This is a genomic window from Streptomyces sp. MAR4 CNX-425, assembly GCF_048656465.1.
In the GTDB taxonomy this organism is placed as follows: Bacteria; Actinomycetota; Actinomycetes; order Streptomycetales; family Streptomycetaceae; genus Streptomyces.
Map to the genome: position 1 here is coordinate 827,711 of NZ_JBMDLF010000002.1, position 17,704 is coordinate 845,414.

The window sequence follows — 17,704 nt, forward strand, 5'->3', positions numbered from 1 at the left end:
CCGGGTTCCCGCCCGGTTCACCGGGCGGGGACGGCTCCCGGGCCGGGCGGTGCCGTCGACTCGCGGGTCACCAGCTCCGTGGCGAGTTCGATGTGGTGCGACTCCACCTTCTCGCCGTTCGCCAGCCGGAGCGCGGTGCGCAGGGCGACCCGGCCCATCTCCCGCAGCGGCTGGCGCACGGTCGTCAGCGGCGGCGAGGCCATCCGGGCCAGGAGGGTGTCGTCGAAGCCGACCACGCTCAGGTCCTCGGGGACGCGCAGCCCGCGGGTGCGGGCCGTTTCGATGATGCCGAGGGCGATCTCGTCGTTCCCCGCGAATATCGCCGTCGGCGGCTCTTCGAGGTCCAGCAGCGCCGCGGCGCCGGCCAGGCCGGCGGCGTACGTGAACTCGCCGGGCCGGACGTAGGCGGGGTGTACGGGTGCTCCCGCCGCCTCCATGGCGGCGCGGTAGCCGTGTGCGCGGGCCTGGTTGCACGCGGCCTCGGCCGGGCCGCCGAGATGGGCGACGCGGCGGTGGCCCAGGGAGAGCAGGTGCTGGGTCGCGGCCAGGCCGCCGGTGAAGTTGGTCGCCCCGACGCTGTTGATCCGGTGGTGCGGCAGGTGCAGCGGGTCGAGCACGACCGCGGGCAGGCCGGCCCGGGCCAGGGCATTGAGATGCGTGGCGGTGTAGACGCTGGTGACCCCGATGAGGGCGCGGCGCCCGGCGGTGACCAGGTCCCGGGCCCAGTGCGTGGCGTGGGAGGACTTGCCGATCACCACCGAGGCGCCCAGCTCGGCCGCCGCGTCGGCGATGCCCTCGACCGCCTCGGCCACGTACGGCCTGAGGCTGCCCGCGAACTGCACCTCGATGGTCGCGCTCTGCGGCACCTCGGTGTGGCGGAAGACGGGGGCGAAGTAGTCGTGCCGGTGCAGCAGTTCGAGGACCCGGGCGCGGGTCTGCGGCGCCACGTCGGTGCGGTCGTTGACCACTTTGGACACGGTGGCGACCGAGACCCCCGCCGCGCGCGCGATGGTCGCCAGCGTGGTGCGTCTAGCGTCCGTCGGCATCGGCTTCCTCCCCCTGCTGTCCGTCCGGCCGCACGTCCACCGGCGTGGTGAGCCGCCGGTCGTGGCCGACGGCGCGGGTGGGGCCGGTCAACCTTACGGCAACCCGGCAGGGGAGATCCGCGGCGGAGGTGCCGACGAGCGCCTCGACCTCCCCCGCTTCGACGATCCGCCGCAGGTCCCGGCCGGTGAACGCGGTCCGGTCGGCATGCACGTGGAACCGGACCCGCGCGCTCTCGCCCGGCTCCAGCCGGACCGGGGCGAAACCGGCCAGCTGGCGGACCGGCCGGGTCACCTGGGCGACGGGGTCGCGCAGATACAGCTGCACGACCTCGTGCCCGGCCCGGGCGCCGGTGTTGCGCACCCGCACCGACACGGCGAACTCGCCGTCGGTGGGTATCTCGGCCGCGCTCGCCCGGGTGTCGTCGACCTCGAACGAGGAGTACGACCTGCCGTATCCGAAGGGGAAGAGCGGCACCGGGTCGATGCTGCTGATGCCGTGGCTGTTCCCGCCGAGCGGCGGCTGGAGATACGTGCCGGGCTGACCGCCCGGGCGGCGCGGAATCTGCACCGGCAGCCTGCCGGTGGGCTGGACCCGGCCGGACAGCACCCCGGCGATCGCCGCCGCGCCCTCCTGGCCGGGCAGGAACGCCTGGACCAGACCGGCGGCGCGGGGATGCACCTCGCCCAGGGCGTACGGGCGGCCGGAGACCACCACCACGACCACGGGCGTCCCGGTGGCGAACAGCTCCGCGAGCAGGTCGGCCTGCACCCCCGGGAGCCGCAGGTCCTCCGCGTCGCAGCCCTCGCCGGACGTGCCGTTGCCGAACATGCCCGCGCGGTCGCCCACGACGGCCACGCACAGGTCCGCCCCGCGGGCCGCGGCCGCCGCGGCGGCGAGGCCGGCGCGGTCGCCGCCGGACACGTCGCACCCCTGCTCGTGGACGACGGCGGTGTCCGGGAGTTCGGCGCGCAGGGCGTCGAGGACGGTCGGTGCCGACACGCCCAGGCCCAGGCCGGGGTGGCGGGGCAGGACGTGGTTGGGGAAGGCGTAGCAGCCCATGAGGGTGCGCGGGTCGGCGGCGCACGGCCCGACCACGGCGAGCCGGTCCGGCGCCGTACGGCCGGGGCCGAGAAGCGGCAGCGCGCTGCCCTCGTCGAGCAGGACGACGGACCGTTCGGCCAGCTCCCGGGCCAGGGCCCGGTTCTCCGGCGAGTCCAGATCGGCCTCGGCGGCCGCGGCGACCGAACCCTCGGGCGTCCAGGCGGGATCGAGCAGCCCGAGCTCGATCTTCTGGGTGAGCAGCCGGCGCACCGCCCGGTCCACCAGGGACTCGGGCAGCTCGCCCCGCTCGACCCGGTCCACCAGGTGCCGGCCGAAGCCGAGGGTGTCGGGCAGCTCCACGTCGATGCCCGCGCCGAGGGCCAGTACGCCCGCCTCCTCGGTGTCCGCGGCCACCCCGTGCATACCGGCGAGGAAGGCGACCGCCCCGTAGTCGGAGACCACCGTGCCGGTGAACCCCCAGTCGCCGCGCAGCAGATCGGTCAGCAGCCAGGAGTCGATGCCCGCCGGGACGCCGTCCACCTCGGAGTACGCGTTCATCACGGAACGGGCGCCGCCCACCGCGATCGCGGTCTCGAACGGCGGCAGCACGACGTCCGTCAGCTCCCGGCGGCCCAGGGACGCCGGCCCGTGGTTGCGGGCGGCGCGGGACGCGGAGTACCCGGCGAAGTGCTTCAGGGTGGCGACGACGCCGGCGCCCTCCAGGCCGGAGACGTAGGCGGTGCCGAGCATCGAGACCAGGTACGGGTCCTCCCCCAGGGTCTCCTCGACGCGGCCCCACCGGTAGTCGCGGACCACGTCGAGGACCGGGGCGAGACCCTGGTGCACGCCGACCGCGCGCATGTCCCGGCCGATCGCGGCGCCCAGGCGCCGCACCAGCTCGGGGTCGAACGTCGCCGCCCAGGCGAGGGCCCCGGGATAGACCGTGGCGCCGTAGGTGGTGAACCCGGTGAGGCACTCCTCGTGGACCAGTGCGGGGATGCCGAGCCGGGAACCCCGCAGGACCGTGTGCTGCAACTCGACGAGCTCGGCGGCCCCCTCGACCGCGGTCACCGGGCGGCTGCCGTACACCCGGGTGAGGTGGCCGAGGCCGTCCCGGGCGGCCTCGGCCAGGGGGACGTCCCCCGACTCGAACACCTCCTGGATCGGCGCCACGCGCGCTCCCCCGGGCCGCTCGCCGCCGTCCTCCGCCACGCGCGCGTTGCCGTTGCCGGGCCACCGGCTGCCGAGCTGCGCGACCTTCTCCGCCACCGTCATCTCGGCCAGGAGGGCGTCGACCCGGTCCGGCACGGGCAGCGCCGGGTCCCGCCAGCGCGGCGTGCCCCGGCCGGGCACCGGTCGTGACTCAGCCGTGGGCATCGCAGCCTCCTCTGTGCTCAACACGCACCTCTCGAAACAGTTTCGATCCCTGGCAGGCTCCCCCAAGGGCTGATCTCTGCCCGAGGTTACGCATACAACGGTTGTACTACAACGGTCTGACCCCTCCCTTGACAGCTCTGCGCCCGATACCTAACTTGCACCCACGAGATTCAGCGAAGACAGAGTTTCGAAAACTTTTCATCCATGGCCCGCCGGAAGCTGACGGCCCTCAAGTGCGGAGATCACACATGGAGAACCACCTGTCTCGTCGTACCCTCCTCGCCCTGGCGGCCGGTATACCGGCCTCCGCGGCACTCGCCGCCTGCGGCTCGTCCGGCCCCGGCGGCGGGGGCGACGGCGCCACGGCCACGTACTGGCACCTGAGCGGCCAGCCCCAGGAAGGCGTCAGGACCGGCGCGGTCGAGCGATTCAACGAGTCCAGCTCCAAGGGGCGGATCGAGGTCACCACCTTCGAGAACGACGCGTACAAAACGAAGATCAAGACCGCCATCGGGGCCGGGAAGGCGCCCACCGTCATCTGGGGGTGGGGCGGCGGCACGCTGCGCAGCTACGTGGAGGCCGACCAGGTCGACGACCTCACCCCGTGGTTCGAGGAGCACCCCGAGGTCAAGGACCGGCTCTTTCCGTCCTCGTTCGGCGCGGCGACGGTCGACGGCAGGATCTACGCGATGCCGTTCGAGAACGTCGAGCCGATCGTCCTGTTCTACAACAAGAAGCTCTTCGACGATGTCGGCGTGGAGCCGCCGCAGTCCTGGGGCGACATCATGGACCTGGTGCCCAGGTTCAACGAGGAGGGCATCGCACCGTTCTCCCTCGGCGGGCAGTCCCGGTGGACGAACATGATGTGGCTGGAGTTCCTGTTCGACCGCATCGGCGGGCCCGAGGTGTTCCAGGCCGTCTTCGACGGCGAGAAGAACGCCTGGTCCCACCCGGCGGCCATCGACGCGCTGACCAAGGTGCAGGACCTCATCAAGGCTGACGGCTTCATCAAGGGCTTCTCCTCGATCACCGCGGACTCCAACGCCGACCAGGCGCTCCTCTACACCGGCAAGGCCGCGATGATGCTGCACGGCTCCTGGTCCTACGGGCTCCAGCAGGCCGAGGGCGGGGACTTCGTCTCCAGCGGCGGCCTCGGCTTCATGAACTTCCCGCCCGTCGAGGGCGGCAAGGGCGATCCGGGCAACACCGTCGGCAACCCCGCCCAGTACCTGTCGATCTCCTCGAAGGCGAGCTCCGAGCAGAAGAAGATCGCCAAGGACTTCTTCGCCAACGGCGTCCTCACGGACCAGGAGGTGGAGGAGTGGATCGCCACCGGTGGGGTGCCGATCGTGAAGGGCTCGGAGAAGCTGCTGGCCGAGTCCGAGAACGCCGAGTTCCTTGAGTTCGTCTACGACGTCGCCAGCAACGCCAAGACGTTCGGCCAGTCCTGGGACCAGGCGCTCAGCCCGACGGCCGCCGAGACGCTGCTGGACAACATCGCCAGGCTGTTCCAGCTGTCCGTCTCGCCGCAGGAGTTCACCGACAACCTCAACGAGGTCATCGGCAAGTGAGCTCCCTCACCGGCTCCACGGATCGCCGGGACCGGCGCGGCATCCTGCCGTGGCTGGCCGTGCCCGCGCTGCTGTTCTTCGTCGGCTTCGCCGTCGTCCCGCTCGTCGGCGTACTCCTGCTGAGCTTCACGACATGGGACGGGATCGGCGACATCCACCCGTCCGGGCTGACCAGCTGGCGTGCGGTGCTCACCGACCCAGGGCTGCCGCACGCCCTGTGGGTGACGTTCCTGGTAATGGCCGTGTCCTGGGCGGTCCAGACACCGGCGAGCATCCTGCTCGGCACGTTCCTGGCCGGCCGCCAGCGCTACCGCGCGGTGCTGAGCCTGGTCTACTTCGTCCCGCTCCTGCTCAGCTCCGCGGCGATCGCGGTCGCGTACAAGGCGCTGCTGGACCCCAACTTCGGGCTGGGCGCCGGGCTGGGCGCCGAGTGGCTCAGCAAGGACTGGCTGGGGCGCCCCTGGCTGGCGTTCGGCGTCGTCATCTTCATCGTCTCCTGGCAGTTCATCCCGTTCCACTCGCTGATCTACCAGGGAGGCGTCCAGCAGATCCCCGCCTCCCTGTACGAGGCCGCGCAGCTGGACGGCGCCGGGAGGATCCGCCAGTTCTTCAGCGTCACGCTGCCGCAGCTGAAGTACACCATCATCACCTCGTCGACGCTGATGGTGATCGGGTCGCTCACCTTCTTCGACCTCATCTTCGTCCTGTCCGAGGGCGGCCCGGGAGACGCCACCCGGGTCCTCGCGCTGGACATGTACAAACGGGGCTTCCAGGCCAACCTGATGGGACCGGCCAGCGCCATCGCCGTCGTCCTCGTCCTGATGGGCCTCGCCATCGCCCTGCTGCTGCGCCGGCTCGGCGGCCGGGACGCCGGCGAGAGCCAGCTTGAGGGGGCCTGACATGACCACCACCCTGACCAAGCCGCGGCCGAGGAAGGCGATCACCCGCGAACGGCGGCCGCGCCCCGGTCCGACCACCCGCCGGCGCAACTGGATCGGCGGCCTGGCCGGATGGCTCTGGCTCGCCATCGTCGTCGTACCCCTCTACTGGATTCTCATCACCAGCCTGAAGGCCCAGAGCAACTACTACGCGAGCAACCCGCTGGCGCCGCCGGGCGAGCCCACGCTGGAGAACTACGAGCTGGTCCTGGAGTCCGACTTCCTCAGCTACTTCGTGAACAGCGTCGTGGTCACCGCCGGCGCCGTGGTGCCGGCGGTGACGGTCTCCTTCATGGCCGCCTACGCCATCGTGCGCGGCTGGCGCCTGCGCTTCCTGCGCGCGGTGAACGGGCTGTTCCTCATGGGCCTGGCCATCCCGCTCCAGGCGACGGCCATCCCGGTCTACCTGATCATCATCAAGTTGCAGCTGTACGACAGCCTGCTGGCGCTGATCCTCCCGTCGATCGCCTTCGCCATCCCGCTGTCCGTTCTGATCCTCGCCAACTTCATCCGGGACGTGCCCAAGGAGCTGTTCGACTCGATGCGGGTGGACGGGGCCAGCGAGTGGGGGACGCTGTGGCGCCTGGCGGCGCCGCTCACCCGGCCCGCCATCCTCACCGTCACCATCTTCAACGCGCTGACCATCTGGAACGGGTTCCTCCTGCCCCTGATCCTCACCCAGAGCCCGTCCCAGCGGACGCTGCCGCTCGCGCTGTGGACCTTCCAGGGCGAGTACGGGATCAACATCCCCGCGGTCCTGGCGGCCGTCGTCCTCACCACCCTGCCCCTGATCGTCCTGTACGCCTTCGGCCGCCGCCAGCTGCTCAGCGGCCTGACCGCCGGATTCAGCCGGTGACCCGGACGGGGCGGGCCCGCCCCGTCAGCCGTCAGGTGCCGAGCGCGCTGATGCTCTCGGCCATCTCGTCGGGGAACTCCTGGATGTCCGGTCCGGAGCCGGTGGACGCCGGCAGGAAGCCGAAGAGCACCGCGACGACCACGGGTCCCGTCTTGATCGAGCCGCTGCGCATCAGCACGATCAGGACAATCCCCGTTAACAGCACTACGAACAGTGAGATCGCCACGGCCTCATCACCCCTCCGTTCTCTCTGTTCGCCCCTCAGGGCATCCACCGACCGCGGACCACGGTGGCGTGTCCGAGGTCGTACGGGTCGTACCGAGCAACGCGGCACGGCCCCGCGACCGGAGACGCACCGCCGGGAGAGCACCGGTGTCAGGCGCCGCGCTTGTCGATGAGGACCAGGGTCTGGTCGTCGGCCGGGGGGCGGCGTGGGCCCGTCCGCCGCCGGCCGGCCCGTCGACGGGGGCCTCGACGGAGACGTGGGGCAGGATTCGGTCGACCGTCCTGGGCAGATACCAGTTCCTCTTGCCGAACAGCTGCATGGCCGCCGGTACGAGGACCGTGCGCACCCACCAGGGCATCGAGCAGGATGGCCACGGCCAGGCCGAGCCGAACCCGGCGATATGCGCATGCCGTGAACACGCAGATCATGATGAGCGCGACGGCCGTGATGATCTGCCCGGTGGCGGCCTGGCCGCGCCGGACGGCGAGGTCGTTGTCGCCGGTGTTGAGGGCCTCCTGGGCAATGCGGTACGCCGACAGGTCCACCGCGGCGGGGAGCGGGCGGGCCGTACCGCGGACTCCGTTCGCGCGGCACGCACAGCGGTCCGGTCAGACGCCGGGAGTGCCCCGGCCGGTCGAGGCACGCCGGCGTGAACTGCACGTTCCGGTCCACTGATCGGCTACACCACCCGGCGGGACGCCATCAGCGCGCGGTCGCGGCCGGCGGACCTCCGCGGGGTGGCGCCGGGATCGTCCCGGCGCCACCCCGCGGTCCCGGCGGGTCACTCACTGGAACTGTGCGAAGAACCTCCAGATCTCTGCCTTGGTCCAGGTGGTGGCGCCGTTGTCGCCGCCACCGTCGACCGGAGCGGGTGCGTGGCCGCCGTCGAACGCGGCCCACTGGACCGGGTATCCGGCGTCGCAGCCCGCGTAGGCGGTGGTGATGTGGGTTCGGCTGCCCTGTGCGGGCTCGCGCGGGCTCTGGGGGGTGCAGCCGTTGTTGCCGACGAACTTGTCACGCAGGGACCGTCCCTGCGCGATGTTGAGGACGGAGTCGCTGATGCCGTGGATTCCGAAGTAGGCGACGGGCTGGTTGCCGCCGCTGCACCCGCTGATCTGGGCGCCGGAGATGACGGCGACGGCCCGGAAGTCGTCCGCCCGGGCGCACGCGAGCGCGTAGCTCATACCGCCGCCCCAGCTGAATCCGGTGGCGAACCGCTGCTCCGGGTTGACGCAGAGGCCGCCCTCGATGCGCTGGATCATGGCGTCGACGAAGGCGACGTCCTGACCGCCCGAATTGGCCCAGCCGTTCCCGAGGCCCTGGGGGGCGACGAGGATCGCGCCGTTGTTCGACTGTTCCTGCTGGCCGTAGTAGGACCAGGAGGTCCCGCTCGATCCGCCGGAGGCGACGTCGCCGGCGGTTCCGCCCCGCCAGTGGAACGCGAAGATCAGCCGGTAGGGGTGGCTGTTGTCGTAGTTGTCGGGAACCCTGAGGATGAAGCTGCGGCTCTGGCCGCCGCTCTGGATCGTGTGCGTGCCGCTGGTCAGGGTCGGGGCGCTGCCGCATCCGCCGTCGCCGCCGCCGCCGTCGGACGACACCTTGATCATCTGCCACTGCTGGTGGGCGCCGCCGCCATCGGTGTACTGGACCACGCCGGCGCCGTCGGCGGTGGAGCCGCCCTGCACCTCCACCGCCTTGCCGCTGTTGCGGTTGATCAGCCGGACGTGGTCCGCGTCGGAGTCGGCCAGGCGGAACTGCTGGTTGGTCCCGCCGTGGTCGGTCCACTGCTGGATCGCGGCGCCGTCGGCGGTCGAGACGCCGGCCACGTCGAGGACCTTGCCCGAGTGCCGGGCCTTGAGCCGGTAGAAGCCGTCGCCGGAGTCGAGGAACTGCCACTGCTGGTTGGGGCCGTCGTGGCGGGTCCACTGGCTGATCCGCGCGCCGTCGGCGGTGGACACCTCGGCGACGTCCAGCGCCTTGCCGCTGTTGCGGTTGACCAGGACGTACCAGGCGTCGGTGTCCACGGTCGCCGCCCCGGCGGACGCCGGGTTCACCACGGCGAGCACGCCCATCGCGAGGGCCGCCGCCACCACGGCGGCGATCCGGGACCACCAGCGGTCTCTTCGTAACGGGACGGGAGAGGCCGCACCGTTGGTTCTCATCGGTTCACCCTTTCGTTTCGGGGGCCGGGCCCTCAGGTGCGGGTCCAGAGCTGGTTGCTGCCGTTCGTGCAGGAGTAGAGCTGGATCAGGGTGCCGTTGGCGGTGCCGACTCCGACGGCGTCGAGGCACAGGCCGGACTGGACGCCGACGATGGATCCGTCGGAGTTGAGGCGCCACTTCTGGTTGTCGCCGCCCCAGCAGCTGTAGATCTGGACGCTGGCGCCGTTGCCGGTGCCCGCGGCGTCCAGGCACTTGTCGCCGTACACCCTCAGCTCACCGGCCTCGGTGGCGGTCCACTGCTGATTGGTGCCGCCGTGGCAGTCCCACAGCTGGATCTGGGTGCCGTCGGCGGTGCTTTCGTTCGGCACGTCCAGGCAGCGGCCCGAGCCGACGCCCACGATCTGGCCGCCGTCACCTCCGGGCGGGGTGGAGTCGTCGCCGTTGAGGGCGTCGAGGACGGCGGTGTACGCGGGCTTCTTGCTGCCGTCGCCGTTGAACAGCAGCGGCGTCTGCTCCGACCGCCAGGAGTCGGTGTCGCGCACGCCCCAGACGGTGATGCCGAGGCAGCGCTCGACGGCCAGGCAGTCGCCCACGACGTTGGCGTACGTCGTGGGCGAGGCGCCCTCGATGTCGAGTTCGGTGATGGACACGTCGACGCCGAGGGCGGCGAAGCTCTCCAGGGTGGTGCGGAAGTTGCTGTTGTAGGGGCTGCCGCTGTTGAAGTGCGACTGGAAGCCGACGCAGTCGATCGGTACGCCGCGCTGCTTGAAGTCCCGGACCATGGCGTACACGGCCTGGGTCTTGGCCCAGTTCCAGTTCTCGATGTTGTAGTCGTTGTAGCAGAGCTTGGCGTCCGGGTCGGCGGCGCGGGCGGTGCGGAAAGCGTCCTCGATCCAGTCGTTGCCGGTGCGCTGCAGGTTGGAGTCGCGCCGTGCGCCCGAGCCGCCGTCGGCGAACGCCTCGTTCACGACGTCCCACTCGGCGATCCTGCCCTTGTAGTGGGCCATCACGCCGTTGATGTGGTCTCTCATCGCCTGGCGCAGATCGCCGCCGCTGAGGCTCTGCATCCAGCCGGGCTGCTGGGAGTGCCAGGCCAGGGTGTGGCCGCGCACCTGCTTGCCGTTCTGCACCGCCCAGTTGAAGACGCGGTCGGCGTTGGAGAAGTTGAACTGGCCCCGCTGCGGCTCGGTGGCGTCGATCTTCATCGCGTTCTCGGCCGTCACCGAGTTGAACTCACGGTTCGCGATCGACGTGTACGCCGAGTCGCCCAGTCTGCCCGAGGCGATGGCGGTGCCGAAGTATCGGCCGCTCTGGGCCGCCGCGGCGCCGAGGGTGCTCTCGGCGGAGTGCGCCGGCGGCGGCGCGGCCAGTGTGGCGACCGCACCGAGGACGAAGGCGACCAGCACCAGCAGCAGGCCGCGGGACTTGCGTCTGACCAATGATCCGGGAAGGGCGTACGAGCCCATGGCTGTTCCTCCAGGGTAGAGATCACGGAAGGACCGGAGTGCGGGGAAGCGCCGTCCGCCCGCACGGGGCGGACCGGCCGGCGGGTGGCGTACGGCGGGTGGGCCGCGGTGTTTCGACGCAGGCATGCGAGTGCTCCCTAGCGGCTTGGTGCGCGGATCTTTCGTACGGCGGTACGCGGGGATCTGCCGTCCAGCACAGATCGCTCAGGGGCGAGGTCGTCTGAAATTTCGAACTGCGTTCTGCACCTCAGACGTGGATGATTGAGGGACCGCGGCAGGTCGTCAACACTCCACGCAAGAAAAGTTTCCGCCCATGGATCGAAAATTTCGATCGGGCCCGTTCAGGCGCCGAAACCCGCGGCGAGGCGGCTGGTGGGGGCGGCCGTGTGAGCACCCGGAACGGGCAGCGGCACCGCGGGGGCGGGCTTTGACCCCGGCGGAGGGCGACAAGTACGTTCGTCGGACCCGACCGCCCCCCGGTGTGATGTCAAATGAGTGGAGAGACATCCCATGGAAGCGTCTGCGGCGCACCCGCACGGCAGTACGGACCAGATCGCGTTCGAAGCCCCGGACTGGCTCCGGGACAACACCGAAACGCTCGTCGCCACGGGCGTCAGCATCCTCCTGGTCGTCCTGGGCGCCATCGTCGTGCGCGTCATCGCCAAGCGCGCCATCACCCGCTTCGTCCAGCGCATCCTCCAGCCGGACACGAACGGCGAGCCACGGCGCGGCGGCCGCGGTCCCGCCGTCCTGCAGCGCGACGGCGGCCGGGCGCGGGAGCGGCGCGAACAGCGCGCGGCGACCATCGGCGCCGTGCTGAGCAGCATCGTGACCGTGGTCATCGGGATCGTGGCGTCGGCCATGGTGCTCGGCGAGATCGGCATCGCGCTCGGGCCGCTGCTGGCCAGCGCCGGCGTGGTCGGCCTGGCGATCGGGTTCGGCGCCCAGAGCCTCGTCGCCGACTACCTCTCCGGGCTGTTGATCATGGTGGAGGACCAGTACGGCGTCGGGGACACCGTCGACCTCGGGGAGGCGATCGGGGAGGTCGAGCACGTCGGCCTGCGCCTCACCCAGGTCCGCGACATCAACGGCGGCCTCTGGCACATCCGCAACGGCGAGATCCTGCGGGTGAAGAACGACAGCCAGGACTGGGCCCGCGCCGTCCTGGACGTCGGCGTGGCCTACGACTCCAACCTGGACACCGTGTACGAGGCGCTGGAGCGCACCGGCCGCGAGCTGCACGACGACCCCGAACACGGGCCCCTGCTGCTGGAGATGCCCTCCGTCTGGGGCGTGCAGTCCCTGGACGCCGACGCGGTCGTCGTGCGCATGGCGGTCAAGACCAAGCCGCTCCAGCAGTGGGGCGTCACCCGGGAGCTGCGCCGCCGGGTCAAGCAGAACCTGGACGCGGCCGGCGTGGAGATCCCCTTCCAGCAGCGCACGGTCTGGATACGGCAGGACGAGGGCGGCACGGCGGCACCGGAGAGCCGCGGCGCGGGAGTCGCACGCTGACCTCGTTCGGATCCGGGGCGCGGGCGGCGGTCGGTGGAGAGCGGCTTCCGCAACCGCCGGACGCCGCCCGCCCTCCCGTCCGGGCCCACCCCGCCCACACGACGAACGGCCTGGTCCACGGCCATCCGCTGTCCTCGTGACGGCACCGGATACCGGTGCCGGTATCCGGACAGGACCTCTCGGTTTCGCCGGCGATCCCGGTCTGGCCGCCGCCACCGAAAAGGTCGACGCTCCCAGCGAGCTTCCGCAGCCGAACTGCGGGGCTGCCACCACCCTCCCCGAAGTTCCCGCCCTCTCCGCCCCCGAACGACCGCACCCCCTGTCCCTTCGGCGGCCCGATCCGCACCGCAATCCGCACCGCAAGCGCCCGGTCCGCCAACGAGCGCGCGCGCTCACACTCCCGTCCCCGGCGACGCGGTCGGATGGCCGTGATGGACCAGCCGACGTGTCGGTGGGGATCGGGCTCGCGGATGTGGTGACACTCGTCAGGCGTCGGCGAGGAGGGGGTCGTACGGGGTGCCCGTGCGGCGGCCCGTCATGAAGGAGAGGAAGTCGCCCACGAAGGCGCTGCGGCCGTGGGCGCCGCCGGTGGTGGTGAGGTCGCGGTGAAAGGCGGAGCGGAAGAGGCTGCGGTATTCGTCCGCGTCGATGCTCCCGTTGCCGTCCTTGTCGGTGGCGTCGAAGAGGACCTCGGCGACGCGGATGAGCGCGGGCCCGGCGAGGGAGGGAACGGCGGCGGCGTACTCCTCGGCGCTGACGCGGCCGTCGCCGTCCGTGTCGAGGGCGGCCTGGAGTTCGCGCCACCAGGCGGCGAAGGCGTCGTAGAGCCGGGTCTCCTCGGGTTCGTCCAGGTCGAGGCGGGTGGAGAGTTCGCGTGCCATGGCGGCGAGGTCGGGCCAGTCGAGGTGGCCGTCGCCGGTCTGGTCCAGCACGCGGCGGAAGAACTCCTCCGCTGAGCGCCGGGTTTCCTGTGCGGCTGCCGGGGGTGCCGGAGCGGGGCTGGTGTCGCCACTCAGTGGGGTGAGGAGGCGGAGCAGGGCTGATGCCCGCTTCATGCGGGCGCGCAGGGCGGTCACGGTGCGGGCGCGGGGGTCGTCGCTGCCGGGCGGGAGCGAGAGGGCTTCGATGATGCTTTCGGCATTGATCCAGCCCTCGGGCAGGAACCGGGTGAGCCCGGCGGCGAGGTAGGCGCCCTGCATGAGGGTCGGGGCGCCGGGCATCTCGGGCAAGCCGGCCCGCCGCCGGTAGGGCTCGGGGAGCGAGGCGACGGTGATGGCGCCGAGGACCGGACCGGCGAGGGTGCGGCCGGCCGCCCACAGTGTCGGCGCGCCGTGGAGCAGCGCAGGGGCGGGCAGGTGGTCGAAGAGCCGGTAGAGGATGATGCGGACCGCCTCGGTGTTCTCCAGCTCGTTTTCGACGATCCGGTCGAAGTACCGCCAGAAGTCGTGGAGGTCCTCGGGGAGTTCTGCGGCGTCGCCGTCGAGCGCGGCGAGGAACGCGCGGTACTCGGCGTACATCCGCTCCATCGTGTCCTGGTCGAGCGGCTGGCCGCTCAGCCGGCACATGGTGACGGCGCTCTCGAAGAGGGTGGCGACCACCCAGGCGCGGGTCGCGCGGTCCATCGCGTCGTAGGCGCGGCCGCGGGAGTCGGAGCCGCTCATGCGGGCGTGCAGCCGGTTGAGCCGGGCGGCCTCCCGTGCGCGTACCGCCGGGTCGGTGCCGAACATGCGCCGCATGCTGAGGAAGGTGTTGCGCAGTCGGCGCCACGGGTGGGCGACGAAGGTGGAGTTGTCGGCGAGAGCGGCGCCGACCTGCGGGTGAGCGGCCTCCAGTACGGTGGCGCGGATGATGGCCAGGGCCCAGCGCGGGTCGTCGAAGAAGCCGCTGAACCGCGAATTCGGGCCGAACAGTAATGCCTCGTCGGCCGTTCCCGGGGCTTCGGTGGTCATGAGGGGTCTCCGTTCCTCCCGGCGGGCACGCCGCCGAAGCGGCGGTCGCGGCGTTGATAGGCGTGCAGGTAGGCGAGGAAGTCGGGCGCCCGGAAGTCCGGCCAGAGCACCTCGGGGAAGACCCACTCGGCGTAGGCGACCTGCCAGAGCATGAAGTTGGAGATGCGCTGCTCACCGGAGGTACGGATGACCAGATCCACATCCGGGGTGTCGGGGAAGGGCAGGTGGTCCGCGAAGAGCCGCTCGGTCACCTCGTCGGCGGGTATCCCGCTGCGGATCAGCGACCTTGCAGCCTCGACTATGTCCCGGCGCCCGCCATGGTCGAAGGCGACGGTCAGCGTCATGCCCCGGTTGTCGGCGGTGAGCGCCGCCAGGTCGCAGAAGTCCTGGGCCAGCTCCCGGGGGATGCGCGGGTCGGCGACCCCGAGGAAACGGCAGCGGATGCCGCGCGCGAGCAGCAGCGGCGCATGCTTGCGCACCACCCGGCGGACCAGACGCATCAGGAATTCGACCTCGGTGCCGGAGCGGTTCCAGTTCTCGGTGGAGAAGGCGTACAGCGTGAGCCACTCCACGCCGGCAGCCCGGGCCGCCTCGATGACGTCGATGACGGCGGTCTCCGCGGCCCGGTGACCCGCCGTACGGGGAAGCGAACGCCGCCGCGCCCACCGGCCGTTGCCATCCATCACGCAGGCCACGTGCCGCGGCCCCGCCCCGTCCGGGGCGGCACGGCCGGCCACACCGCGCTCGGTCACGCCCACCCTGCCTCGCCGCTCCCGCCTCGCCCACGCCCCACCGACGTGCGCCCTCCTGCGAGTCTGACGGCGCGAACGGGCCCTGCGCGGCCGAACGATCGGCCGTCACCCCCAGCTCGTACGTTCGAATATGCCCGAATGCCAGAGCCGGGCTCGCGCACACGTCCCCGGCGCGACCCGAAAGACCCCGCTTGCACTCCGGATCGCCGAACCCTACTCACTGCCGGAAGATCGGCAGCCGGGCGGCGGTGCACAGCACGTGCTCGGCCGCGGTGCGGGACGCGGGGCCGCCGTCCGTCTGGCGGAGCGGACGGACGGAAAGCGCCCAAGGTGCGTGCCGAGCGGCGGTACGCAGGAGTCGAGGGCCGGAGGAGAGGCTCCGGCCCTCGGGTGAGAGGTCCTGCCTCAGCAGATGTCCCTGCTCGCGTTGCCGGAGATGTTCCAGGTGGTGTTGTCGCCGCAGGGCGATTCCCGCACCGATGTGTTGTTCACGGTGAGGGTGATCGAGACGTCCCGCGTGTTGGGGAACTCGGAGCGCGCGGCGATACGCACCTCGCCGCCGCCGTTGACCGTGCCGCCCTGGATGGTGACGTTGTAGCAGTTCTCGATCAGGATCGAGTTGTTGCCGTTGTTCGCCAGATCGACCGAGCGGATGAGCAGGCCGCCCGACTGCGAGACGCAGAAGATGCCGCGGCCGCCGCCCCGCGAGATGACCCGGTCGACGGTGATGTTGGTGTCGTACGAGCCGTTGGAGAGGCGCCCGTTGGTGTTGGCGGTGCGGAAGGTGGCGTACCCGGTGCCGGAGGCGACGTTGTCGCCGTCGACCGTGCCGATCTGGGCGTTGCGCGTGTTGTTGAGCAGCAGCCCGCTGTAGCCGACGTTGCGCGCCACGACGGTGCCGATGCGCAGCCCGTCGACGTTCCAGGTCTCCACGCCGTGGTTGCCCGTCCCCGAGACGGCGACGTGGTCCATGCTCACGTTGGTGCTTCCGGGCTGGTCACGCTCGAAGCGGATGCCGAGGCCGCCGCTGAGGTTGAGGTTGATCTGCCCGAGGTGGAGGCCGTGCATGCCGTAGAAGCGCATCCCGAAGTAAGGGCTGCCGGTCATGTTCATGTACGGGATGGACACGTTGGTCCCGTTCACCGCCTCGACAGCGCCGCGTCCGGAGAGGTTGCCGACGTTCATCGTGCCGCAGACCTCAAGGGCGGTGTGGCTGGGCAGCGTGACGGCCGAGTTCCCGATGGAGCCCGAGGCCATGACGGACACACGCTGCTGGGTGTTGCGGCCGGAGGTGAGGGAGTTGACCGCGGCCTGGATGGCCGCGCGGTAGTCGCCGCCGGTGTAGACGGTGCTGGAGCCGTTGCGGGCGGTGTAGTCGCCGCTGCTGCCGGTCACCGTGGCGTTCGGGGTGCCGGCCCCGCAGTCGCCGCCTGAACCGCCCCCGTCGGCCCTGACCAGCTGCCACTGCTGATTGGCGGCGCCGGTCGGGGTGTACTGGGAGATCCGGTCGCCCGGGGCCGTCGAATGTTCCCAGACGTCCAGGGCTTTGCCGGAGTGGCGGTTGACCAGGGTGGCGTAGCCGCCGCTCTCCTGGACCTGCCACTGCTGGTTGGCGCCGTTGACATCGTTCCACTGCACCATCGTGGCGCCGTCCTCGGCGCTCCACTCGTACGTCTCCAGCACATGACCGGAATGCCGGGCCTGGATACGGTAGTAGCCGCCGCCGGCGTCGATGAACCGAAACTGCTGGTTGGTGGCGTTCGTGGGGTTCCACTGGACAAGCTGTGCGCCCGGTTCCGTCGAGGCCCCCTCGACATCGAGCGCCAGGCCGGAGTGCCGGCTGATCAGGTTGTACCAGACACCGGTCTCGACGGCCTGAGCCGAGGGAACCGCGACCAGGGAGATGACCACTCCGACGACAGCGGCGATGAGGGCCGAGGTGAGGGCGAGGAGTTTTCGTCCAGTTCGGGGCATGGGGATCCTTCGCTACATGGCGGTCTGCGGACGGGAACCGCTCGGCGGCACGCAGCGAGCGAGCCACCTCGTCGACAAGTGGTTGCCGGGCCGGACGGATTGGTTGCCGGGCCGGACAAAAAAGATGTGCACGCCCGCCCCGTACGGCGTCCCCCGGCGGTGGTCGTGCGGCGGGCCGGGGGGCGGAGAGCAGGTGGAGGGGGGCGGCCCGTCGGACAGCCGGGCTCCGGCTCCCGACCACGGTGCCGCCTGCGTCGAGCACGTAGCGGGGGATCCGCATCAGCTGAGCCCAGCGCCACCGGCCCCGGCACCGGTCAGCCACGCAACACCTACGTTCGCGAGGACCACGTCCAGGCCCGTCCGCCCGCTCTGCTGCTCCGTCTCGCCGAAGGCGACGAGCCGGCCGATCCCGAAGCGGCAGCCGCCGGCTGCGGGCCGAGAACGTGACGCTGACCTACGACCCGGTGGACCAGACCCTGACCGCCGGCACCCCCAGGAGAGAAAGGATCCGCATCGGCTGACCAGCGCCCCGCTCCACCACCAGGGACGGACGCAGCAAAAGGCACCCGTCCCTCACTCCAGGTGAGAACCGGGTGCTGATGGCGCCTGCCCGTAAACCGGGGGCCGTGGGGCGATTATGTGTCCGAGCGAGTTGACCATTGCGCCCACGCCCTCGCACGGAGAACATCACTGGCCTTGGGCTGAATGCGCTTCCGTATCCCGATCCCATCGTCTCCCCGGATGAAGAAAGCGAGCAACCTCCAGTCGGGCTGCCTCGGACCGCCAGCGGCGGACATTGCCGCTTCGGCCGCTGCGCGCAGTTGGTCGGCGGC

13 protein-coding genes are annotated in these 17,704 nt (G+C 71.2%); 4 read left to right on the top strand and 9 right to left on the bottom strand.

Translation table 11 applies throughout. From position 1 onward, the window contains the following. Nucleotides 1–17 precede the first annotated feature (17 nt). Nucleotides 18–1,046, bottom strand: a complete 1,029-nt coding sequence (locus ACHZ99_RS08810) for a LacI family DNA-binding transcriptional regulator (protein ID WP_420303838.1) — start codon at nucleotides 1,044–1,046, stop codon at nucleotides 18–20. After that, entirely contained in the window at nucleotides 1,030–3,465 is a 2,436-nt protein-coding gene (locus ACHZ99_RS08815) for a glycoside hydrolase family 3 N-terminal domain-containing protein (RefSeq protein ID WP_420303839.1), read from the bottom strand. Before ACHZ99_RS08815 ends, ACHZ99_RS08810 begins: the two co-directional genes overlap by 17 nt. A gap of 248 nt (nucleotides 3,466–3,713) precedes the next feature. Between ACHZ99_RS08815 and ACHZ99_RS08820 the strand changes: the two genes are divergently transcribed. From ACHZ99_RS08820 to ACHZ99_RS08830, 3 genes are read left to right on the top strand one after another with little or no spacing between them, the layout of a single operon-like run. Further along, nucleotides 3,714–5,036, top strand: a complete 1,323-nt coding sequence (locus ACHZ99_RS08820; protein ID WP_420303840.1) for an extracellular solute-binding protein — start codon at nucleotides 3,714–3,716, stop codon at nucleotides 5,034–5,036. After that, nucleotides 5,033–5,935 carry a carbohydrate ABC transporter permease gene (locus tag ACHZ99_RS08825; RefSeq protein ID WP_420303841.1) on the top strand — a complete coding sequence of 301 codons (903 nt, stop codon included), beginning with the start codon at nucleotides 5,033–5,035 and terminating at the stop codon, nucleotides 5,933–5,935. The genes ACHZ99_RS08820 and ACHZ99_RS08825 overlap by 4 nt, the downstream gene beginning before the upstream one ends. A 1-nt stretch (nucleotide 5,936) precedes the next feature. Next, on the top strand, nucleotides 5,937–6,830 hold the full coding sequence (locus tag ACHZ99_RS08830; protein ID WP_420303842.1) for a carbohydrate ABC transporter permease: 894 nt from the start codon (nucleotides 5,937–5,939) through the stop codon (nucleotides 6,828–6,830). 31 nt (nucleotides 6,831–6,861) lie between these two features. On the opposite strand, the gene ACHZ99_RS08835 is transcribed toward ACHZ99_RS08830, so the two are convergent. The 4 genes from ACHZ99_RS08835 to ACHZ99_RS08850 form a co-directional block, all read right to left on the bottom strand. Beyond that, entirely contained in the window at nucleotides 6,862–7,056 is a 195-nt protein-coding gene (locus tag ACHZ99_RS08835; protein ID WP_420303843.1) for a hypothetical protein, read from the bottom strand. A gap of 149 nt (nucleotides 7,057–7,205) precedes the next feature. Continuing rightward, nucleotides 7,206–7,601 (bottom strand): hypothetical protein, encoded by a 396-nt coding sequence (locus tag ACHZ99_RS08840; protein ID WP_420303844.1) that lies wholly within the window; start codon nucleotides 7,599–7,601, stop codon nucleotides 7,206–7,208. A gap of 240 nt (nucleotides 7,602–7,841) precedes the next feature. After that, complete coding sequence (locus tag ACHZ99_RS08845) at nucleotides 7,842–9,218, bottom strand: RICIN domain-containing protein (protein ID WP_420303845.1); 1,377 nt, start codon at nucleotides 9,216–9,218, stop codon at nucleotides 7,842–7,844. A gap of 32 nt (nucleotides 9,219–9,250) precedes the next feature. Next, nucleotides 9,251–10,684 carry an endo-1,4-beta-xylanase gene (locus ACHZ99_RS08850; RefSeq protein WP_420303846.1) on the bottom strand — a complete coding sequence of 478 codons (1,434 nt, stop codon included), beginning with the start codon at nucleotides 10,682–10,684 and terminating at the stop codon, nucleotides 9,251–9,253. Between the two features lie 510 nt (nucleotides 10,685–11,194). On the opposite strand from ACHZ99_RS08850, the gene ACHZ99_RS08855 reads away from it, so the two are divergent. Then, nucleotides 11,195–12,196, top strand: a complete 1,002-nt coding sequence (locus ACHZ99_RS08855) for a mechanosensitive ion channel family protein (RefSeq protein ID WP_420303847.1) — start codon at nucleotides 11,195–11,197, stop codon at nucleotides 12,194–12,196. A gap of 485 nt (nucleotides 12,197–12,681) precedes the next feature. Here the strand turns inward: ACHZ99_RS08855 and ACHZ99_RS08860 are convergent, their stop codons facing one another. From ACHZ99_RS08860 to ACHZ99_RS08870, 3 genes are all read right to left on the bottom strand, one after another. Then, entirely contained in the window at nucleotides 12,682–14,145 is a 1,464-nt protein-coding gene (locus ACHZ99_RS08860; protein WP_420303848.1) for an oxygenase MpaB family protein, read from the bottom strand. Further along, the gene (gene uppS / locus ACHZ99_RS08865) at nucleotides 14,142–14,828 is read right to left on the bottom strand and encodes a polyprenyl diphosphate synthase (protein ID WP_420304025.1); all 687 of its coding nucleotides are present in this window, start codon (nucleotides 14,826–14,828) and stop codon (nucleotides 14,142–14,144) included. Before uppS ends, ACHZ99_RS08860 begins: the two co-directional genes overlap by 4 nt. A gap of 474 nt (nucleotides 14,829–15,302) precedes the next feature. Continuing rightward, the gene (locus tag ACHZ99_RS08870; protein ID WP_420303849.1) at nucleotides 15,303–16,871 is read right to left on the bottom strand and encodes an RICIN domain-containing protein; all 1,569 of its coding nucleotides are present in this window, start codon (nucleotides 16,869–16,871) and stop codon (nucleotides 15,303–15,305) included. Nucleotides 16,872–17,704 lie beyond the last annotated feature (833 nt).